Origin of the sequence: Streptomyces vastus, assembly GCF_039532825.1 — a bacterium.
Classification (GTDB): Bacteria; Actinomycetota; Actinomycetes; order Streptomycetales; family Streptomycetaceae; genus Streptomyces; species Streptomyces vastus.
Window position 1 is genome coordinate 22,377 of sequence record NZ_BAAASJ010000059.1, and the last position, 20,187, is coordinate 42,563.

General features: G+C 69.4%; 18 protein-coding genes and 1 pseudogene. 10 read left to right on the plus strand and 9 right to left on the minus strand.

All coding sequences use genetic code 11. The annotated features are described in order from the left end of the window. Together fabI and fabG are read right to left on the minus strand one after the other, a co-directional pair. Window positions 1–737, minus strand: a 737-nt coding sequence (gene fabI, locus ABD357_RS24450) for an enoyl-ACP reductase FabI (RefSeq protein WP_344392906.1), incomplete at its 3' end; no start/stop codon positions are given. Window positions 738–740: 3 nt separating this feature from the next. Next, a complete protein-coding gene (gene fabG / locus ABD357_RS24455; protein WP_344392907.1) occupies window positions 741–1,445 on the minus strand; it encodes a 3-oxoacyl-[acyl-carrier-protein] reductase in 705 nt (234 codons plus the stop codon). A 187-nt stretch (window positions 1,446–1,632) separates the two neighbouring features. On the opposite strand from fabG, the gene ABD357_RS24460 reads away from it, so the two are divergent. The 3 genes from ABD357_RS24460 (at window position 1,633) to tyrS (ending at window position 5,930) form a co-directional block, all read left to right on the plus strand. Next, a complete protein-coding gene (locus tag ABD357_RS24460; RefSeq protein WP_344392909.1) occupies window positions 1,633–3,156 on the plus strand; it encodes a TldD/PmbA family protein in 1,524 nt (507 codons plus the stop codon). Next, on the plus strand, window positions 3,153–4,547 hold the full coding sequence (locus ABD357_RS24465) for a metallopeptidase TldD-related protein (protein ID WP_344392910.1): 1,395 nt from the start codon (window positions 3,153–3,155) through the stop codon (window positions 4,545–4,547). Before ABD357_RS24460 ends, ABD357_RS24465 begins: the two co-directional genes overlap by 4 nt. 114 nt (window positions 4,548–4,661) lie before the next feature. Then, window positions 4,662–5,930: a tyrosine--tRNA ligase gene (tyrS, locus tag ABD357_RS24470; RefSeq protein WP_344392911.1), complete on the plus strand. Its 1,269-nt coding sequence runs from the start codon at window positions 4,662–4,664 to the stop codon at window positions 5,928–5,930. 81 nt (window positions 5,931–6,011) lie between these two features. Here tyrS and ABD357_RS24475 read toward each other — a convergent pair whose 3' ends face one another. Continuing rightward, window positions 6,012–6,287 carry a GlsB/YeaQ/YmgE family stress response membrane protein gene (locus ABD357_RS24475; RefSeq protein ID WP_344392914.1) on the minus strand — a complete coding sequence of 92 codons (276 nt, stop codon included), beginning with the start codon at window positions 6,285–6,287 and terminating at the stop codon, window positions 6,012–6,014. Window positions 6,288–6,532: 245 nt separating this feature from the next. Between ABD357_RS24475 and ABD357_RS24480 the strand changes: the two genes are divergently transcribed. Further along, window positions 6,533–6,919, plus strand: a complete 387-nt coding sequence (locus tag ABD357_RS24480; RefSeq protein ID WP_344392916.1) for a DUF3099 domain-containing protein — start codon at window positions 6,533–6,535, stop codon at window positions 6,917–6,919. Window positions 6,920–7,131: 212 nt separating this feature from the next. Here the strand turns inward: ABD357_RS24480 and ABD357_RS24485 are convergent, their stop codons facing one another. After that, window positions 7,132–7,623, minus strand: a complete 492-nt coding sequence (locus ABD357_RS24485) for an Lrp/AsnC family transcriptional regulator (RefSeq protein ID WP_344392918.1) — start codon at window positions 7,621–7,623, stop codon at window positions 7,132–7,134. A gap of 125 nt (window positions 7,624–7,748) precedes the next feature. On the opposite strand from ABD357_RS24485, the gene ABD357_RS24490 reads away from it, so the two are divergent. Continuing rightward, window positions 7,749–9,062: an AbgT family transporter gene (locus tag ABD357_RS24490; RefSeq protein WP_486389230.1), complete on the plus strand. Its 1,314-nt coding sequence runs from the start codon at window positions 7,749–7,751 to the stop codon at window positions 9,060–9,062. A 35-nt stretch (window positions 9,063–9,097) separates the two neighbouring features. Next, window positions 9,098–9,370: a hypothetical protein gene (locus tag ABD357_RS24495; protein WP_344392920.1), complete on the plus strand. Its 273-nt coding sequence runs from the start codon at window positions 9,098–9,100 to the stop codon at window positions 9,368–9,370. 75 nt (window positions 9,371–9,445) lie between these two features. On the opposite strand, the gene moaA is transcribed toward ABD357_RS24495, so the two are convergent. The 3 genes from moaA to ABD357_RS24510 all read right to left on the minus strand — a co-directional run bounded on the left by moaA (window position 9,446) and on the right by ABD357_RS24510 (window position 12,639). Further along, window positions 9,446–10,435, minus strand: a complete 990-nt coding sequence (gene moaA / locus ABD357_RS24500) for a GTP 3',8-cyclase MoaA (protein WP_344392922.1) — start codon at window positions 10,433–10,435, stop codon at window positions 9,446–9,448. 201 nt (window positions 10,436–10,636) lie between these two features. After that, window positions 10,637–12,286 (minus strand): solute symporter family protein, encoded by a 1,650-nt coding sequence (locus tag ABD357_RS24505; protein WP_344392924.1) that lies wholly within the window; start codon window positions 12,284–12,286, stop codon window positions 10,637–10,639. Next, window positions 12,283–12,639 carry a DUF485 domain-containing protein gene (locus ABD357_RS24510; RefSeq protein ID WP_344392925.1) on the minus strand — a complete coding sequence of 119 codons (357 nt, stop codon included), beginning with the start codon at window positions 12,637–12,639 and terminating at the stop codon, window positions 12,283–12,285. Before ABD357_RS24510 ends, ABD357_RS24505 begins: the two co-directional genes overlap by 4 nt. A 377-nt stretch (window positions 12,640–13,016) precedes the next feature. Between ABD357_RS24510 and ABD357_RS24515 the strand changes: the two genes are divergently transcribed. The 3 genes from ABD357_RS24515 (at window position 13,017) to ABD357_RS24525 (ending at window position 17,376) form a co-directional block, all read left to right on the plus strand. Continuing rightward, window positions 13,017–14,540 carry a S8 family peptidase gene (locus tag ABD357_RS24515; protein ID WP_344392927.1) on the plus strand — a complete coding sequence of 508 codons (1,524 nt, stop codon included), beginning with the start codon at window positions 13,017–13,019 and terminating at the stop codon, window positions 14,538–14,540. A 58-nt stretch (window positions 14,541–14,598) separates the two neighbouring features. Next, window positions 14,599–16,146 (plus strand): S8 family peptidase, encoded by a 1,548-nt coding sequence (locus tag ABD357_RS24520; RefSeq protein WP_344392929.1) that lies wholly within the window; start codon window positions 14,599–14,601, stop codon window positions 16,144–16,146. 213 nt (window positions 16,147–16,359) lie between these two features. Further along, window positions 16,360–17,376 (plus strand): CopD family protein, encoded by a 1,017-nt coding sequence (locus ABD357_RS24525; RefSeq protein ID WP_344392930.1) that lies wholly within the window; start codon window positions 16,360–16,362, stop codon window positions 17,374–17,376. A gap of 14 nt (window positions 17,377–17,390) precedes the next feature. Here ABD357_RS24525 and ABD357_RS24530 read toward each other — a convergent pair whose 3' ends face one another. Further along, complete coding sequence (locus ABD357_RS24530; RefSeq protein ID WP_425584982.1) at window positions 17,391–18,086, minus strand: lysoplasmalogenase; 696 nt, start codon at window positions 18,084–18,086, stop codon at window positions 17,391–17,393. Beyond that, window positions 18,083–18,988: a sterol desaturase family protein gene (locus ABD357_RS24535; protein ID WP_344392931.1), complete on the minus strand. Its 906-nt coding sequence runs from the start codon at window positions 18,986–18,988 to the stop codon at window positions 18,083–18,085. The genes ABD357_RS24530 and ABD357_RS24535 overlap by 4 nt, the downstream gene beginning before the upstream one ends. 193 nt (window positions 18,989–19,181) lie before the next feature. On the opposite strand from ABD357_RS24535, the pseudogene ABD357_RS24540 reads away from it, so the two are divergent. Beyond that, window positions 19,182–20,112: pseudogene (locus ABD357_RS24540) on the plus strand (exonuclease domain-containing protein). Window positions 20,113–20,187: the final 75 nt, after the last annotated feature.

Genomic DNA, 20,187 nt, shown 5'->3' on the forward strand with positions numbered 1-20,187 from the left:
ACGTGGATGATCTCGCCGGTGGTCTTCGGGAACCAGTCGCTGAGCAGGGCGACCACGCCGCGGCCGGCCGGCTCGGGGTCCTTGAGGTCCCACTCCAGGGGCGCGCGGTTGTCCCACACGGAGGCCAGCTCGCCGAAGCCCGGGATGGACTTGGCGGCCATGGAGCCGATCGGGCCGGCAGAGATGAGGTTGCAGCGGATGTTCTGCTTGCCCAGGTCGCGCGCCATGTAGCGGCTGGTGGCCTCCAGGGCGGCCTTGGCGGGGCCCATCCAGTCGTACTGCGGCCAGGCGTACTGGGCGTCGAAGGTGAGGCCGACGACCGAGCCGCCGTTCTGCATCAGCGGCAGACAGGCCATGGTCAGCGACTTCAGGGAGTACGCCGAGACATGCATCGCGGTGGCGACGGACTCGAACGGCGTGTTGAGGAAGTTGCCGCCGAGGGCGTCCTGCGGGGCGAAGCCGATGGAGTGCACGACACCGTCGAGACCGCCCAGCTCCTCACCGACGATGTCGGCCAGGCGCCCCAGGTGCTCGTCATTGGTGACGTCGAGCTCGATGACCTTGGTGGGCTTGGGGAGCTTCCTGGCGATGCGCTCGGTCAGCGTGGGCCGCGGGAACGCGGTCAGAATGATCTCGGCGCCCTGCTCCTGGGCCAGTTTGGCGGTGTGGAAGGCGATGGAGGACTCCATCAGCACACCGGTGATCAGGACGCGCTTGCCCTCGAGGATTCCGCTCATGGTTCAGTGACCCATTCCCAGTCCGCCGTCTACGGGGATGACGGCTCCAGTGATGTACGAGGCGTCGTCCGAGGCGAGGAACCGCACCGTCGCGGCGACCTCCTCGGGCTGCGCGTACCGGCCGAGCGGCACCTGCTTCACGATGCCCTCGCGCTGCTCGTCGGTGAGCACCTTGGTCATGTCGGTGTCGACGAAGCCCGGCGCGACGACGTTGAAGGTGATGTTGCGCGAGCCCAGCTCGCGGGCGAGGGAGCGCGCGAATCCGACCAGGCCGGCCTTGGAGGCGGCGTAGTTGGCCTGACCCGGGCCGCCGTACAGCCCGACGACCGAGGAGATCAGGACGACGCGGCCCTTCCTGGCGCGCAGCATGCCGCGGTTGGCGCGCTTCACGACCCGGAAGGTGCCCGTCAGGTTGGTGTCCAGGACAGACGTGAAGTCCTCCTCGGACATCCGCATCAGCAGCTGGTCCTTGGTGACGCCGGCGTTGGCGATCAGCACCTCGACCGGACCGTGCTCGGTCTCGATCTCCTTGTAGGCCTGCTCCACCTGCTCGGTGTCGGTGATGTCGCACTTGACGGCGAGGAACCCCTCCGGGGGCTCCCCCGAGCGGTACGTGATCGCGACCTTGTCGCCCGCGTCGGCGAAAGCGCGGGCGATGGCGAGGCCGATGCCCCGGTTTCCTCCGGTGACGAGAACCGAGCGGCTCAACGGATCACCCTTTCGATAGCCGGTCTGGTACCTCGAAAACCTATCGTTGCCGCCCCCCTTACGGAGAATCGAGCACCGACAGTGGCGTACGGGACTCACTGTCGGATCCCTACAGAAACGTGTGGCCGCGGAACCGTCGGCGCGACATGATCGGACCTGACAGGGCGACGACAGCAGGGAGACCTCCGTGCCTCATTCCATCGACGAAGCCTTCACGGCACTACCGCTCAGGTCCTTGGCCGACGCCGCGCTCGCCCGCGCCCGGGCGCTCGGCGCCGAGCATGCCGACTTCCGGTTCGAGCGGGTGCGCAGTGCGGCCTGGCGGCTGCGGGACGGCAAGCCGTCCGGGTCGTCGGACACGACCGATCTGGGGTTCGCGGTGCGGGTGGTGCACGGCGGGACCTGGGGGTTCGCTTCCGGTGTCGACATGACGATGGACGCCGCCGCGAAGGTCGCCTCGCAGGCCGTGGCGATGGCGAAGCTGTCGGCTCAGGTGATCAAGGCGGCAGGTTCGGACGAGCGCGTCGAGCTGGCCGACGAGCCCGTGCACGCCGAGAAGACCTGGGTCTCCTCGTACGAGATCGACCCCTTCTCCGTACCGGACGACGAGAAGGTGGGGCTGCTCACGGACTGGAGTGCGCGGCTGCTCGCGGCCGACGGGGTCAGCCATGTGGACGCCTCACTGCTGACGGTGCACGAGAACAAGTTCTATGCCGATACGGCGGGGACCGTCACCACGCAGCAGCGCGTAAGGCTGCATCCGCAGCTCACCGCCGTCGCGGTCGACGAGTCGAGCGGCGAGTTCGACTCGATGCGGACGATCGCGCCGCCGGTCGGGCGCGGCTGGGAGTACCTGACGGGCACCGGCTGGGACTGGGACTCCGAGCTGGCGCGCATCCCGGAACTGCTTGCCGAGAAGATGCGGGCGCCTAGCGTCGAGGCGGGGGTGTACGACCTGATCGTCGACCCGTCCAACTTGTGGCTGACCATCCACGAGTCCATCGGGCACGCCACCGAGCTGGACCGCGCGCTCGGCTACGAGGCGGCGTACGCCGGGACGTCCTTCGCCACCTTCGACCAGCTGGGCAAGCTGAGGTACGGCTCCGAGCTGATGAACGTCACCGGCGACCGGACCGCCGAGCACGGGCTCGCGACGATCGGGTACGACGACGAGGGCGTCCAAGGGCAGTCGTGGGACCTGGTCAGGGACGGGACGCTGGTCGGCTATCAACTCGACCGCAGAATCGCGAAGTTGACCGGCTTCGAGCGGTCCAACGGCTGCGCGTACGCCGACTCCCCCGGCCATGTGCCGGTGCAGCGTATGGCCAACGTGTCGCTTCAGCCGGATCCCGGCGGGCTTTCCACCGAAGACCTGATCAGCGGCGTCGACCGCGGAATCTATGTCGTCGGCGACCGGTCCTGGTCCATCGACATGCAGCGCTACAACTTCCAGTTTACGGGGCAGCGCTTCTTCAAGATCGGGAACGGGCGGATCACCGGCCAGCTGCGAGATGTCGCCTACCAGGCGACGACCACCGACTTCTGGGGCTCGATGGCCGCGGTCGGCGGCCCGCAGACGTACGTCCTGGGCGGTGCCTTCAACTGCGGCAAGGCCCAGCCGGGCCAGGTCGCGGCGGTCTCGCACGGCTGCCCGTCCGCCCTCTTCAAGGGCGTCAACATCCTCAACACGACCCAGGAGGCCGGTCGATGAGCGCGCGTACGAACAAGCCGCACGAGGTCGTCGAGCGCGCCCTCGAGCTGTCCCGGGCCGACGGCTGCGTCGTGATCGCGGACGAGTACTCGACGGCCAATCTGCGCTGGGCGGGCAACGCGCTGACCACGAACGGGGTCACGCGCGGGCGCACGCTGACCGTCATCGCGACCGTCGACGGCAAGGAGGGCACATCCTCCGGGGTCGTCTCGCGCTCGGCCGTGACGGCGGACGAGCTGGAGCCGCTGGTCCGGGCCGCCGAGGCGGCGGCGCGGGGCGCGGGCCCGGCCGAGGACGCGCAGCCGCTGGTGACGGGGGTCGCGGAGTCCCCCGAGTTCACGGACGCGCCCGCCGAGACCTCGTCGGGCGTCTTCGCGGACTTCGCCCCGGCGCTCGGCGAATCGTTCGCCCGCGCGCGTGAGGGCGGACGCGAGCTGTACGGCTTCGCCAACCACGAGTTCGTCTCCAGCTACCTCGGTACGTCGACGGGGCTGCGTCTGCGGCACGACCAGCCCAACGGCACGCTGGAGTTGAACGCCAAGTCGCCGGACCGTACGCGCTCCGCGTGGGCGGGGCGGTCGACGCGCGACTTCAAGGACGTGGACCCTGCGGCGCTCGACGCGGAGCTGGCCACGCGCCTGAGGTGGGCGGAACGGCGCGTCGAGTTGCCGGCCGGGCGGTACGAGACGCTGCTGCCGCCGACCGCTGTCTCGGACCTGTTGATCTACCAGTTGTGGTCGTCGTCGGCCCGGGACGCGGCAGAGGGCCGGACGGTCTTCAGCAAGTCCGGCGGCGGTACGCGCATCGGCGAGAAGCTCGCCGAGTTGCCCCTGACGCTGCGCAGCGACCCGAACGAGCCGGGTCTGGAGTGTGCGCCCTTCGAGCTCGCGCACTCCTCCGGTGGCGACTCCTCGGTGTTCGACAACGGGCTTCCCCTCCAGGCCACCGAGTGGATCCGGGCGGGCGAGCTGGCGCATCTGATCAGCTCCCGGCACAGCGCGGGCCTGACCGGACTGCCGGTGGCTCCCGGCATCGGCAACCTGATCCTCGACGGTGGGGAGGACAAGTCCCTCGAGGAGATGGTCGCCGCGACCGAGCGCGGGTTGCTGCTGACGTGCCTCTGGTACATCCGCGAGGTCGACCCGGCCACGCTGCTGCTGACCGGCCTGACCCGGGACGGCGTCTACCTGGTCGAGAACGGCGAGGTCACGGGCGAGGTGAACAACTTCAGGTTCAACGAGTCCCCGGTGGATCTGCTGGGGCGGGCGACCGAGGCGGGGCGCACGGAGAAGACGCTGCCGAGGGAGTGGAGCGACTGGTTCACCCGGGCCGCGATGCCGCCCCTGCGCATCCCGGACTTCAACATGAGCTCGGTCAGTCAGGGCGTATGACAGGGCCTGCGGCTCAGGGCACATAACGGCGTGGGCTCTGTCAGTCGGGGCGTATAACCTCGTAGCTGGCTGTCACTCGACCGCCCGAAGATCATCCAAGGAGATACGAGAACCGTGACGGACATCGTCGACGAGCTGAAGTGGCGCGGGCTGATCGCCCTGTCCACTGACGAGGACGCTTTGCGCAAGGCGCTCGCGGACGGTCCCGTCACGTTCTATTGCGGCTTCGACCCGACGGCGGCCAGTCTGCACGTCGGCCACCTGGTGCAGGTTCTCACCATGCGCCGCCTCCAGCTGGCGGGCCTGCGCCCGCTCGCCCTGGTGGGCGGGGCGACGGGCCAGATCGGCGACCCGCGCCCGACGGCGGAGCGCACACTGAACGATCCGGAGACGGTCGCGAACTGGGTCAACCGGCTGCGCGGGCAGATCGAGCCGTTCCTGTCCTTCGAGGGTGAGAACGCCGCGGTGATGGTGAACAACCTGGACTGGACGGCCGGGATGTCGGCCATCGAGTTCCTGCGGGACATCGGCAAGCACTTCCGCGTCAACAAGATGCTCACCAAGGACTCCGTCGCGCGGCGCCTGGAGTCCGAGGAGGGCATCAGCTACACGGAGTTCAGCTACCAGCTGCTCCAGGGCATGGACTTCCTTGAGCTCTACCGCAGGTACGGCTGCACGCTCCAGCAGGGCGGAAGCGACCAGTGGGGCAACCTCACGGCGGGCCTGGACCTGATCCACCGCCTGGAGCCGCACGCCGACGTCCACGCCCTGGCGACGCCGCTGATGACCAAGGCGGACGGCACGAAGTTCGGCAAGACCGAGGGCGGTGCCATCTGGCTGGACCCCGGGATGACGACGCCGTACGCGTTCTACCAGTTCTGGCTGAACGCGGACGACCGGGACATCTCGGCGTACATGCGGATCCTGTCCTTCAAGTCCCGCGAGGAGCTGGAGGAGCTGGAGAAGGTCACCGAGGAGCGTCCGCAGGCCCGTACCGCCCAGCGGGCGCTGGCCGAGGAGCTGACGACGCTGGTGCACGGCGCCGAGCAGACGGCCGCGGTGATCGCCGCGTCGCGCGCCCTCTTCGGTCAGGGTGAGCTGGCTGAGCTGGACGAGGCGACGCTGAGTGCGGCGCTCTCCGAGGTGCCGCACATCCAGGTCGCGGAGCCGGCCCTGGTGGTGGACCTCTTCGCCGAGGTCGGCCTGGTGGCCAGCAAGTCGGCCGCACGGCGGACGGTCAAGGAGGGCGGGGCGTACGTGAACAACGTCAAGGTCGCCGGCGAGGACGCCGTCCCCGCCAAGGAAGACCTGCTGCACGGGCGGTGGCTGGTCCTGCGGCGGGGCAAGAAGAACCTTGCGGCGGTGGAGGTCACGGGCGGCTGAGCGGGTGCGGAGCGGCCTACGCCGACGTACTGAGGGGGCGGCTTCCGGTGCCGGAGGCCGCCCCCTTCGCCGTACCCTCTGTCATGCCCTTTGCCTGGTACCCCGGAACGCCGAGTACGCCCGGTCGCCGAGGCCGACGAGGATGATCGCGGCCACGAGCTGGAACCCGTGGCGCCACCAGTCGATGCCCGCCGTGGCATCGACGCCTGCCGCCCGGGCGACCGCGTTGCCGCCGACGGCGCCGAGCATGCCCAGAATGGTGGTCAGCCACAGAGGGATATGCTGTTTGCCCGGAATGATCGCCTTGGCGATCAGGCCAAGCACCAATCCGACGATGATCGCCCACAACCAGCCCATCGCTGCCTCCTCGTCCGGCTCGACCTGAGCATCACCGCCAGTGTCCGCCCAGGCGTGGTACGGCGCATGCGGGGTGGGAACATACGCACTGGGACGCAGGCCGTTCGCCCAGGCAGCCGATGCCCCGGTCTCGTGGCCGACGCAGGCGCGGCGTAACGTGGAGCTATCCGGGCCCTGGTTCCCCGACCGGCTGCGGACCGGGCACGGGACGGGGAGAATCCGATGCGGGCGGGTGGTGGAACGTGATGCGGAAGCACAGCGAAACCGAGGTCTTCCGGATCACCGGGGCCAGGCAGGGGCTCGCCGACGACATACGCGGCAGGCAGCGCCGCTATGTCATCTCGATGTCCGTCCGTACGCTCGCCGTGATCCTCGCGGCCACCCTCTGGAACGTCGAACGGCACGTCGCCATCGTCGCGTTGGTGCTCGGCGCCGTCCTCCCCTACATCGCCGTGGTGATCGCCAACGCGGGCCGCGAGAACGCGCCGTCGCTGCCGTCGACGTTCGTCACCATGCCCGCCCGGCCGATGCTCACGGAGCCCCGCCCGGACGACGCCGCGGAATCCGTCCCGGAAGACCTCGCGGCCGACTCCTCGGCCGGCGCCCAGGGCGAGCCGCACGAGCGGACCTGACCACCGCCGTTGCATGCCCGCCGGACGTCACCACGGCACCAAGCTCAAGAAAAGCTCAGATCAATCATGCTGTTCCGGTGCCGGGCAGCGGGTTACCCGTGACATACTTCGTACGCGCTCCGCATCCCCCGTCGGAGCGAAAGACCGACGCCGGGCAGCTCCCCCCGTGGCTGCTCGGCGTCGCCTTTTGTGACGGGGTTCTCCCGGCTCTTCTACCGGTTCTCCTCCATCGGCACCGCCGTCACGCTGTAGCCGCGCCGGTCGAGTACACGGCCCACGTTCTTCTCCGTACGCAGCACCACTGCCCGGTCGTCGACCCGGAACCGCAGAGATGCCATCTCCTGCTCCAGGTGCGCTTCGAGGCGGTGCACGTCGTGGACACCGCGCAGCCATACATCGAGGATCAGGTTGTGCGGGCCCGCGGTGATCGCGCAAAGTCGCAGCTCCGGCAGCGTACGCAGTGAGGTCGAGGCCGCTTCCAGGTGTTCGGCCGGTACGGACGCGAAGTAGACGGCGGACACGGGCCAGCCGGTCAGCGGGCGCGCCAGGCTGCAGCGCAGGACGAGCTGGCCGGAGGCGAGCAGCTGGTTCAGACGGCGGCGTGCGGTGGCGACGCTCGTGCTCGTGCGCTCGGCGAGCTGCTTGAGGGGCATCCGGCCGTCCTCACCGAGGGCCACGATGATGCGCCGGTCGAGAGGGCGCAACGGTTCGGCGGGGGACGGCTGCCGCTCGGGCGGGCGGAGCAGGGCGCGCTGGTCGGCGGAGAGGCTGCGCAGCCGCCAGCGACTGCCCTCGAAGGGCTGTTGACCGGGGAGGGATCAGCTGGCTCCTGGAGAACGCGCTCACCAACTTCACGGGCTTCCCGCCGCTGGGCACCGTCCTGCTGATGATGATGGCCGTCGGTGTCGCCGAGCGAACGGGCCTGCTGGAGACGGCGGTCAAGGCGACCATCGCCCGGGCTCCCGCGCGGCTGCTGCCGTATGTGGTGGCGTTCGTGGCCTGCCAGGGCCATGTGATGAGCGACATCGCGATCCTGGTGATTCCGCCGCTGGCCGCGCTCGCGTTCAAGGCGGCCGGGCGCAACCCGGTGGCCGGGCTCGTCGGGGCCTTCGCCTGTGTGTGCGCCGGCTATTCGGCGGGCTTCACGGTGGGTGCCCTGGACGCGCTGTACGCGGGCATCACCGAGAAGGTCGCCGCCGCGCTGCCGATGGGGCAGGAAGCGCCCACGCATCTGCTGGTCAACTACTTCTTCACCGCCTCGGCCAGTGTGGTGCTCGCGCTCATCGGCGGTTTCCTGACCGCGCGCGTGCTGGAGCCGCGGCTGCCGGAGCCCACCGGTGACGGCTCCTCGGGCGACGAGGAGTCCCCGACGACCGAGATCAGCAAGGAGCAGCGGCGCGGGCTGCTGCTGTCCGCCGCGGCGGTCGGCGTGTACACGGCCGTGGTCCTCGTCGTATGGCTGCTGCCGGGCAGCCCGCTGCGCGGCGAGGGCGGAGCGCTCATCCCGTCGCCGGTGCTCAGCGGCATCGTGCCGCTGTTGTTCGGCGCGTTCGTGATCGCGGGCGTGGTGTACGGGGTCGCGGCGCGCACGGTGACGCACAAGAACGACGTACCGAAGATGATGGGCGAGTCGATCACCTCGATGTCCGGCTACATCGTGCTGATCCTCGTCATCGCGCAGTTCATCGCGGTCTTCAACTGGTCGAACGTCGGCACCCTGCTGGCGGTGAAATGCGCGGCGCTGCTGGAGTCGGCGGGGCTCACCGGCTTCCTCGCACTGGTGCTGTTCGTGCTGGTGGTGACCTTGCTGAACATGCTGATCTCGTCCGGTTCCGCTCTGTGGTCGCTGATGGCGCCCGTCTTCGTGCCGACGTTCATGCTGATCGGCATGTCCCCGGCGCTGACCCTGGCGGCGTTCCGGATCGCCGACTCGGCGACGCAGATGATCACGCCGCTGAATCCCTATCTGTTCCTGTCCCTTGCGCTGATGCGGAGGTACGAGCCGGGGGCGCAGCTGGGCACGCTGATGTCGCGGCTCGCGATCTATGTGGTGCCGTTCCTGGTGGCGTGGCTGGCCGTGCTCGGGATCTTCTACGCGTTCGATCTGCCGCTGGGACCGGGCGCGGGCATCGAGATGCCGTAAGGGGTGGTGATGCCGTCAGGGGTTAGGGTCGGGGCGTGATCCTGAACGTCCCCGGCTCCGAACCGGCATCGCCCATCTGCTCCGCCAAGGGCTGCCGGGCCGACGCGGTGTGGGTGCTCGCCTGGAACAACCCGAAGCTGCACACTCCTGACCGCCGCAAGACGTGGCTGGCGTGCGAGGAGCACCGTGAGTACCTGTCCAAGTTCCTTGGCGTACGGGGCTTCTTGAAGGACGTCGTGCTCCTGGAGGACTGGGACTCCCGGGAACCCCTGGAACGCCAGGAGCCGCCGCAGTCCCCCGAGGCTTAACCCCGGAGGCCCCGGAGGCCCCGGAGGCCCCGGAGTCCCCGGAGTCCCCGGAGTCCCCGGAGGATCAGAGGGCTCTCAGCCGCCGATCGCCGACATGGGGCGCTCCGGCTGCACGAACGACGGGTCGTCCAGGCCCGCTCCCGCCTTCTTGCCCCACATCGCCAGCTTCCATATGCGGGCGATCTCCTCGTCCGGCGCGTCCGAGCGCAGGGCGGCCCGCAGGTCGGTCTCCTCCTGGGCGAAGAGGCAGGTGCGGACCTGGCCGTCGGCCGTGAGCCTCGTACGGTCGCAGGCCGAGCAGAACGGGCGGGTGACGGAGGCGATGACCCCGACGCGGTGCGGGCCGCCGTCGACGAGCCAGCGTTCGGCCGGGGCCGAGCCCCGCTTCTGGGAGCCCTCCTCGGTGAGCTCGAAGCGGGTGCGCAGTGAGGCGAGGATGTCACCGGCGGTGATCATGCCCTCGCGCTTCCAGCCGTGCTGGGCGTCCAGGGGCATCTGCTCTATGAAGCGCAGTTCGTAGTCGTGCTCCACGGCCCAGGCCAGCAGGTCCGGGGCCTCGTCGTCGTTCAGCCCCGGCATCAGGACGGTGTTGACCTTGACCGGGTTCAGGCCCGCCTCGCGGGCGGCTTCCAGGCCCTCGATGACGTCCTTGTGGCGGTCGCGGCGGGTGAGGGTCTTGAAGACGTCGGGGCGCAGCGTGTCCAGGGAGACGTTCACCCGGTCCAGGCCCGCCGTCTTGAGGGCCGGGGCCGTGCGCTTGAGGCCGATGCCGTTGGTGGTCAGGGACATCTGGGGGCGCGGCTCGAGCGCGGCCACGCGCTCCACGATGCCGACGAGGCCGGGGCGCAGCAGGGGCTCGCCGCCGGTGAAGCGGACCTCGGTGATGCCCAGCTGCCGTACGGCTATGTCGATGAGGCGGACGATCTCGTCGTCCGTGAGCAGGTCGGGCTTGGCGAGCCACTGCAGGCCCTCTTCGGGCATGCAGTAAGTGCACCGCAGATTGCAGCGGTCCGTCAGCGACACACGCAGATCGGTGGCCACACGGCCATAGGTGTCGATGAGCACGTGGGGCCCCCTCCACTCGCGCGGACAAGCACTCAGAACCAGGAATCAGAACAAGCACTCATGTGAATCAGTTACCAGCGAGCCTACGTGACAGGACCGACAACGACGGCAAGGGATCGGCAAGCGGATCACACGAGACATGGCGCGGCCGCGCCGTAGAACGTCCAGGGGACTACGGCGCGGCCGCGGAAGGCGGGAGCCTCAGTGGGCCCCGGTGCCGGTGAGCGAGCGCACCTCCAGCTCGGCGTACTTGCCGGTGTCCGGCTCCTCCTTGGACAGGACGGTGCCGAGCCAGCCCATCAGGAAGCCGAACGGGATGGAGATGATGCCCGGGTTCTTCAGCGGGAACCAGGCGAAGTCGACGCCGGGGAACATCGCCTTGGGGTCGCCGGAGACGACGGGCGAGAACAGCACCAGGCCGACGGCCACGATCAGACCGCCGTAGATCGACCACAGGGCGCCCTGGGTGGTGAACCGCTTCCAGAACAGGCTGTAGAGGATCGTCGGCAGGTTGGCGGAGGCGGCGACCGCGAAGGCGAGGGCGACGAGGCCGGCGACGTTCAGGTCGCGGGCCAGGGCACCGAGGCCGATGGAGACGACACCGATGCCGATGGTCGCCAGCCGGGCCGCCCTGACCTCCTCCTTCTCGGTGGCCTTGCCCTTCTTGATGACGTTCGCGTAGATGTCGTGGGCGAACGAGGAGGACGAGGCGAGGGTGAGGCCGGCGACCACGGCGAGGATCGTCGCGAAGGCCACCGCGGAGATCGTGGCGAGCAGGATCGCGCCCCAGGCCGAGTCGACACCGCCCAGGTGAAGGGCGAGCAGGGGCGCCGCCGTGTTGCCGGACGGGTTGGACGCGATGATCTCGTCCTGCGAGATGATCGCGGCGGCGCCGAAGCCGAGCGCGATGGTCATCAGGTAGAAGCCGCCGATGATGCCGATCGCCCAGTTCACGGACTTCCGGGCGGCCTTGGCGTTGGGCACCGTGTAGAAGCGGATCAGGATGTGCGGCAGGCCGGCGGTGCCGAGCACCAGGGCGATACCGAGGGAGATGAAGTCCAGCTTGGTGGTGCCGCTCACGCCGTACTGCAGGCCGGGCTCCAGGAAGGCGGCGCCCTTGCCGCTGTTCTCGGCCGCCGTGCCGAGCAGGTCGGAGATGTTGAAGTTGAACTTCAGCAGCACCAGGAAGGTGATCAGGATGGTGCCGCTGATGAGCAGCACGGCCTTGACCATCTGGACCCAGGTGGTGCCCTTCATGCCGCCGATGGAGACGTACACGATCATCAGGACGCCGACGAGGGCGACGATGAGGATCTTGCCGGCGTCGGAGGTGATGCCGAGCAGCAGCGAGACGAGGACGCCCGCGCCGGCCATCTGCGCCAGCAGGTAGAAGATCGACACGACGATCGTGGAGGTGCCTGCCGCGGTTCGCACCGGGCGCTGGCGCATGCGGTACGCGAGGACGTCGCCCATCGTGTACCGGCCGGAGTTGCGCAGCGGCTCGGCGACCAGGAGCAGGGCCACCAGCCAGGCGACCAGGAAGCCGATGGAGTACAGGAAGCCGTCGTATCCGAAGAGGGCGATCGCACCCGCGATGCCCAGGAAGGACGCGGCGGACATGTAGTCGCCGGATACGGCGAGTCCGTTCTGGAAGGCGCTGAACTGCCGTCCGCCCGCGTAGAAGTCGGCGGCGTCCTTGGTCTGCCGGCCCGCCCATACGGTGATGAAGAGGGTGGCGATGACGAAGGCGGCGAACAGGGAGATGATCAGCGGCCGGTGCTCGCTGGCCTCGTTCGCCGCGAGCTGCACTTCGCTCGCGGCGAACTGGACCTGGGTGATCGCGGGGCTCATTCGCCGCCCTCCATCCGGGACTTGATTGCGTGGGCCTTGGGGTCGAGCTTGCTGGAGGAGTGCCGCTCGTACCACCAGGCGATGAGGAACGTGGTGAGGAACTGGGCGAGACCGAAGACGAGGGCGACGTTGATGTTGCCGAACAGCTTGGTGCCCATGAAGCCGCCCGCGTAGTTCGACAGCAGGACGTACAGCAGGTACCAGCTGATGAAGCCGACGGTCAGCGGGAAGGCGAAGGAGCGGTGGGAGCGGCGTAGTTCACCGAACTCAGCGCTCTCCTGCACCTCGACGAACTCCTCGGTGGTGGGGAGGTGAGGCTGGGATTTCGAGGGGGGCGGTGCGTCGGTAGCCACGGAAGTCTCCTCGCGTTGCGGTTGCGGCGTCCGAATCGGATGCGGGCGGATGGGGATAAAGGATCGAACTGGCTATGGACATGGTTCTTTTGGGACCTCACGGAACGTGTGGATCACGTGGGCCGAGTGGCGATGCTAGGTCCTCCCGGACGTGATCCAACAGGGGCTCGCTGTTGCTCTCGCTCCTGCCCAAGGTCACGGGGCGACGCGAAGACCGGTTCAACGCCCGGCCGTTCTTTCGGAAGTCATTTCCTGTAAGTCGTTGCTGGCCAGGGATCACGGGAGATAGCTTCGCCCCTGCACCACTCAAGTCATGTACCTGCCCGAGCACCACCTGTGTTCGGGCCGGTTCCTTTTCCGGATGATGTGGAGACCCCATGGCTCATCTGCGCTCCAGACGCCGTCTTGCGCTCGCCGTGCCCGTCGTGCTGTCCCTCACCGCCTCGCTCGGCTTCCTGCCGGGCGTCGCCTCGGCCGCCCCGGTCGACGCCCCCGCCGTGGCCGCGGAGGAGGCCCCGAACCTCGCGTACGTGGTCAACACGAAGAAGACGGACCACGGTACGATCGAGTCGGTGAAGAAGGCGATAGCCAAGGCCGACGGCACGGTTGTCGCGACGTACAAGAAGATCGGCGTCATCGTCGTCCACTCGGCCAACCCGGAGTTCGGCAAGCAGATTCGTGCCGTACGCGGGGTGCAGTCCGCGGGTGCGACGCGCACCGCGCCGCTGACGCCGGCGGGGACGACGGACGAGGGTGCGGCGCAGTACCTGTCGGCCGCCGAGGCCGCCAAGGTCGAGGCCAGGAGCACGGCCGCCGAGGAGCCCCTCGAGGCCGACCAGTGGGACCTGCGGGCGATGGGCGCCGACAAGGCGGCGAAGATCAACCCGGGCAGCAAGAAGGTCACCGTCGCCGTGATCGACACCGGCGTCGACGACACCCACCCGGACCTCGCGCCGAACTTCTCCGCGTCCCAGTCGGCCAACTGCGCCGGCGGTGTGGCGGACACCAGCGAGGGCGCCTGGCGTCCGTACACCCCGGAGGACTACCACGGCACGCACGTGGCCGGTGAGATCGCCGCGGCCCGCAACGACGTCGGCGTGGCCGGTGTCGCGCCCGGCGTGAAGGTGTCCAGCATCAACGTGACCGACCGGGAGAACGGCCTGTTCTACCCGGAGAGCGTCGTCTGCGCCTTCGTGTTCGCCGCCGACAACGGCGTGGAGATCACCAACAACAGTTACTACGTGGACCCGTGGCTCTACAACTGCATGGACGACCCCGACCAGCGGGCCATCGTCGACGCGGTGAACCGGGCCCAGCAGTACGCCACGAAGAAGGGCACCCTGCACCTCGCCTCGGCGGGCAACTCCAACCACGACCTCGACTCGGACGCGATCGTCGACGACAGCAGCCCCGACGACTCGACCGCGGTCACCCGCACCATCGATCCGCACGAGTGCTTCGACGTGCCGACCCAGCTGCCGGGTGTCGTCACGGTCAGCGCGACCGGAGTCAAGGGCGCCAAGTCGTACTACTCCACGTACGGCAAGGGCGTCATCGACATCGCGGCGCCGGGCGGAGACCGGTACCAGATCCCGGACACCCCGTCGAAGAACGGCCGGATCCTGTCCACGATGCCGAACAACCAGTACGGCTTCCTGCAGGGCACGTCGATGGCGGCGCCGCACGCCTCCGGTGTCGCCGCGCTGCTCAAGTCCAAGTACCCGTGGGCGACTCCGGGCCAGCTGCAGGCGCTGCTGAAGGCGCAGGCGGACAGCCAGAGCTGCCCGACCGACTACGACGGTGACGGCGACGGTGTCGTGGACGCCACCTGCGAGGGCGGCAAGCGTGTGAACGGCTTCTACGGCTTCGGTATCGTCAACGCGCTTCGGGCGGTCAAGTAGCGGTGAAGCAGGCCGACTTGCATGCCTGCCTGTACGTCACGAACGAACTGGAGACTTCATGACAGCGCCTCATACGCGCTCTCGTCGCGTCCTGGCCGTCCCGCTCGGGATGGCCATGGCGACGGCACTCGCCTTACTGCCGAACGCCGGCGCCGCGGCAGCGCCGGCGGCCTCGGCGGCCGGCGACGACGCGCCGCCGCTCTCCGCCCTCTCGGCGGACGCGACCTCGCTCAGCTACGTCGTCAACGTCCGCCCCGGTCACGGCACTTCTTCTTATGTGAAGAAGGCCGTCACCAAAGCCGGCGGCACCGTGGTGACGTCGTACGACAAGATCGGCGTGATCGTCGTCCACTCGTCGAACGCCGACTTCGCGAAGACCATCCGCAAGGTGCGTGGGGTGGAGTCGGCGGGCTCGACGCGTACGGCACCGCTGCCCGCGCAGTCCACGACCGATCTCGGCACCCCCAAGGTGCTCACCTCGGAGCAGGCCGCGGGTGTCGAAGCGGCGGCCGGGCAGGACCCGTTGGAGCCGTTGCAGTGGGACCTGCCGGCCATCAAGGCGGACAAGGCGCACGAGAAGTCGCTGGGCAGCCGGGACGTCACGGTCGCCGTGATCGACACCGGCGTGGACGACACACATCCCGACATCGCGCCCAACTTCGACCGCGAGGCGTCGGTCAACTGCGTTTCGGGCAAGCCGGACACGGCCGACGGGGCGTGGCGGCCGAGCGCCTCCGAGAGCCCGCACGGCACGCATGTCGCGGGAGAGATCGCCGCCGCCAAGAACGGCGTAGGCGTCACGGGCGTCGCCCCGGGCGTGAAGGTCTCCGGCATCAAGGTGTCCAACCCGGACGGCTTCTTCTACACGGAGGCCGTCGTCTGCGGCTTCATGTGGGCGGCCGAGCACGGCGTCGACGTGACCAACAACAGCTATTACACCGACCCGTGGTACTTCAACTGCAAGAACGACCCGGACCAGAAGGCCCTCGTGGAAGCCGTCTCCCGGGCCTCGCGGTACGCGGAGAAGAAGGGCGCGGTCAACGTCGCGGCGGCGGGCAACGAGAACTACGACCTCGCCGCGGACGAGATCACCGACCCGGTCTCGCCGAACGACTCCACCCCGTCGGACCGCGTGATCGACCCGTCCGAGTGCCTTGACATCCCGACCCAGCTGCCGGGCATCGTCACGGTCGCGTCGACGGGCGCGAAGGGCATCAAGTCGTCCTTCTCCAACCACGGCCTGGGAGTCATCGACATCGCCGCACCCGGCGGCGACTCGACGGCGTACCAGACCCCGGCCCCGCCCGCCACCAGCGGCCTCATCCTGGGTCCGGTGCCGGGCGGCAAGTGGGGCTACATGGCCGGTACGTCGATGGCCTCCCCGCACGCCGCGGGCGTGGCCGCGCTCATCAAGTCGACGCACCCGTACGCCCCGCCGGCACTGGTGAAGGCCCTCCTGTACGCGGAGGCCGACTCCGTACCGTGCACCGACCCGTACGACATCGACGGCGACGGCAAGATCGATGCGGTCTGCGAGGGCGGCAAGAACCGCAACGGGTTCTATGGCGCGGGGATGGCGGACGCGCTGGACGCGGTGACGAAGTAACGGACAAGCAGTACCTCCCTGCGGGGAGTTGAGCCGGGCGACCCGAGGGTCGCCCGGCTCTTGTACGCGGTGATCGGGTGCGAGAGGCAGCCACAGGCGGCAGGTGGCGCTGAGTCGCATGCGCGGTCGGAGGCGTATGCAGAGGCGGAAAGTTGTTCCGTCAGTTGTTCTGCAGGGCTTGCCCGGATCTGAATGACTGGTGAAGATCCTGAGGTGAGTTTGATAAGACCGAGTGCCGACGCCGGTGGCGAGGTGGGCGCCGCCCGGGTGAGCGGGGCCGGGGGGCGGCGGGCCGTTGCCGTTCTCGTCCTGGTGGGCCTGGCCGCGTTGATCCCGCTGGTCGGGCCTCCCGTCGTCCTGCGGGGCACGGGGGAGGCCGCCGTGCCCGCTGACGGGGGGATCGCCCTGATGCGTACGGTGCTCTTCGCGGCGGTGTGCGTGTCGGCGGGCGAACTGTTCGCCGCCCGGCTGGCCCGCCGGGTGCCGGGGGCGCCCCTGGACGACAAACCCCGGAGCTGGGCTCCCGTCGCGGCGGGCGCCGGCTTCGTCGCCGCGCTCGGGCTCGCCTCGGTCGTGGCCAACGGCAACCTGGTGCCGCGCCGGTTCTCCGACATGGACATCGGCGGCCTGTACGAGACCCGGGACGGCATGCTCGCGCTGCTGGAGGTCAACGCGTTCGTCGTGGCGGGCCTGTGCGCCCTGTCGCGCCGGCCGGCGACCCAGGTGTGGGCGCTCGCCGCGGTGGCCGTCGCGGAGGCGCTGCGGGCCCATCCGACCACGGAGTACAGCCCGCTGCTCGGCTCGGGCCTGACGCTCGTACATGTGACGTGCGCGGCCCTGTGGACGGGCGGCCTGCTGCACGTCCTGCGCCTGCTGCGGCGCTGGCGCGACCCGGAGGCGGGCGCCGCGCTTCTCGGGCTCTACGCGCGCGTGGCGGCCGTTCTGTTCGCCGCGATCACCTTGACGGGCGTGGGCAGCACCCTGCGCCGGATGCCGGCGGGAACCGTCCTGGAGCAGCTGACGGCTACGGCGTACGGGCGTGCCCTGCTCGCCAAGTTACTCCTCGTGGCGGCCGTCGCCGTCCTCGCCCTGTGCGCGCGCCGACGGCTGCGCAAGGCTGCCGACCCGCTCACCGCCTACTCCCCCGCCCGTGCGGAAGTCGTCGCCCTGGGGGCGGTGGTCGCGGTGTCCGCGGTGCTCACGGCGCTGCCGGTGCCGATTCGCTGGTGAGCGCCTGACCGGTGTCAGTTGGCGACCAGGGCCTTGGGAGCGGCGCGTCCGGCTGCGTCCAGCACCCCACGCGCCAGCAGGAGCTGCGCGGCGATATAGGTGGCCATGATCCAGAAGTCGGGGCGCGGGAGCTGTGGCCACTCGGCGACTCCGGTCGCGATGAGCGTGTCCGAGAGCATGAAGAGGGCGCCTCCGAGGGCGGCGGTGAGGCCGAGGCGGGTAGCTCGGTACGCCATGGCCGTGAGCAGCACGCTGTAGCCGGCGACAGGGACCCGCAGTTCGGGAGGCAGGTCCGGCCACAGAAGGGCCACGGTCGTGACGAGGGCGACGCCGTAACCGGCCGCCGGCCAGGCGGCACGCACGCGTGGAGCACCGTTTTCCCCGTCGTGCCCCAGGAAGGCGTGCCTCTTGAAGAGCACGAGGTAGCACACGTGCCCGGCCGCGAAGGAACTCATCCCGGCGAGGAACGCCGCGTCGACGTCGAACAGCAGGAGCACGTCGCCTCCCCAGCCGAACAGGAGGGCGGCGACGAGGAGTCGAGGCCCGTCGCGCAGGCCCACGTGGGCGGCGAGCAGCGGCATCAGCAGCGGCTTGGCGAGGGCGTGCCCGAGGCCGGAACCGAACACCAGACAGATGAGATCGACGACGGTGACGAGACCGAGGGCGACGAGCGCCACGCGCGCGTGGCGCTCGCGGCGGCCTGGGCTCACGCGACCGTCCCGGTGACTGTCCCTGTGGCCGCTTCCGAGACCGGATCACCGGCCTCCTCGACACCGGCAGGCGTCGGCGGCTGCCAGCCGGGCCCGCGGAACACCCGCCCCGCACGCTCACGCCAACTGCCCGCCGCACGCAGGTCCCTGGCGATGGCGGCGTACTCGTGCGTGGCGACGCGCAGAGGGTTGTACGTGTCGATGTTCTTCGTCAGCCCGTACACCGGCCGCTCGGTCTCCGGGACGAAGGAGCCGAAGAGCCGGTCCCAGACGATGAGGATTCCGCCGAAGTTCCGGTCCAGATAGCCTCCTTGGGAGGCGTGGTGGACGCGATGGTGCGACGGCGTGTTGAAGACGAACTCGAAGGCGCGGTGGAGCTTTCCGATGCGCTCGGTGTGGATCCAGAACTGGTACACGAGGTTCGCGGACGAGCAGAACGCGAGCGCGGCCGGATGCACACCGAGGGCGACGAGAGGAACGTAGAACGGCCAGACGGTCCAGGTTGTCCACGGCTGCCTGAGGGCGGTGGTGAGGTTGAACTTCTGGCTGGAGTGGTGCACCACGTGGCAGGCCCACAGGATGCGGATGACGTGATGCCCGCGATGCGACCAGTAGTAGAAGAAGTCCTGGGCGAGCAGCATCAGCGGCACGGTCCACCACAGGACGGGCACGCGCAGGGGCGTCAGCTCGTAGACGGCCGTGTAGACGGCGACGATGGGAATCTTCCACAGCAGGTCGAAGCCCAGACTGCCCAGCCCCATGGAGACACTCGTCACGGCGTCTTTCGCCTCGTACCCCGCGGCATCCTCCTCCGGATGTATCCGGACACTCACCATTTCGAGAACGGTGAGCAGCACAAAGGCGGGTATCGACCACAGCACGACATCGGGCAGGTTCGGCATGTGTGCACCGTAGAGCGGCCGTTGAGCTGCGGCCAGACGTTGTTACCCACAAGTATTACCTGGGGTACGCGCTTGCTTCTTGGCCATCTCCACCAAGAGACGCAGTTGGCCGGGTAGCTGACGGACACTCGGGGGCGCGGGCGAGGGAGACCGGCGAACGGGCTGTCAGTCGTGCCCTTTATCCTCGGTGACCATGCTCGAAGACCGTACGACCGCAGCGTCCGCAGCTTCGTGGCCGGCCGCGTATCCGCAGGGATACGCGGTGGTCGACGTGGAGACCACCGGCCTGGCCCGCGACGACCGCATAGTGTCGGCCGCGGTCTACCGGCTGGACGCGCGCGGCGAGGTCGAGGACCACTGGTACACGACGGTCAATCCGGAGCGGGATCCCGGGCCGGTATGGATCCACGGCCTGACGAACGAGGCACTCGAAGGTGCGCCTCTTTTCCGGGACATCGCCGAGGAGTTCGCGGCCCGGCTCGACGGCCGTGTGCTCGTCGCGCACAACGCCGTCTTCGACTGGTCGATGATCGCCCGGGAGTACGCGCGCGCGGAGCGCGAGGCGCCGGTCCGTCAGCGGCTGTGCACCATCGCGCTCTCCAAGGAGCTGGGCCTGCCGCTGGCCAACCACAAGCTGGCGTCGCTCGCCGCGCACTTCGCCGAGCCTGCACGCGGCCGCGCGCGACGGCGTACGACTGCCGCTGCTGGAGTGCCGGCCGCTCACGGAGTGGGCGGACGGGTCCGCGCCGCGCATCGGCCGGCAGTCCGGTGGCGGGGGCTACGGCGCTTACGGACCCGGGAGTTGGCGCCCCTCCCGCAAGCGACCCGCGTGCCCCTATCCCAACCCGGGCCGGTACGAACCGGGCAGACCGCTCAAGCAGGGCATGCGGATCGCGTTCTCCGGGGACACCTCGGTCGACCGCGAGCTCCTGGAGGACCGGGCCGTCGACGCCGGACTGCATGTCGCGACGAGCCTGTCCCGGCTCACCAGCCTCCTCGTCACGAACGACCCGGACTCCGGTACGTCCAAGGCGGTCAAGGCCCGCCAGTTCGGCACACCGGTCGTCGACGAAGCGGCCTTCGGACAGCTGCTCCTGGATGTGGAGCCGGCCGAGGGTGCCTGACGGGGCCCGCCCCGGCCCGCGGCGCGAGATCCGGGCGTACGGACGCAGGAGGGGCCGGGCGTACGACGAGAGATC

Bases quoted from the DNA above. Each gene is read 5' to 3' on its own strand.
- ABD357_RS24465 (WP_344392910.1), top strand. From the start codon at position 3,153: ATGAGCGCGCGTACGAACAAGCCGCACGAGGTCGTCGAGCGCGCCCTC.
- ABD357_RS24475 (WP_344392914.1), bottom strand. From the start codon at position 6,287: ATGGGCTGGTTGTGGGCGATCATCGTCGGATTGGTGCTTGGCCTGATC.
- ABD357_RS24480 (WP_344392916.1), top strand. From the start codon at position 6,533: ATGCGGAAGCACAGCGAAACCGAGGTCTTCCGGATCACCGGGGCCAGG.
- ABD357_RS24505 (WP_344392924.1), bottom strand. From the start codon at position 12,286: ATGAGCCCCGCGATCACCCAGGTCCAGTTCGCCGCGAGCGAAGTGCAG.
- ABD357_RS24515 (WP_344392927.1), top strand. From the start codon at position 13,017: ATGGCTCATCTGCGCTCCAGACGCCGTCTTGCGCTCGCCGTGCCCGTC.
- ABD357_RS24520 (WP_344392929.1), top strand. From the start codon at position 14,599: ATGACAGCGCCTCATACGCGCTCTCGTCGCGTCCTGGCCGTCCCGCTC.
- ABD357_RS24535 (WP_344392931.1), bottom strand. From the start codon at position 18,988: ATGCCGAACCTGCCCGATGTCGTGCTGTGGTCGATACCCGCCTTTGTG.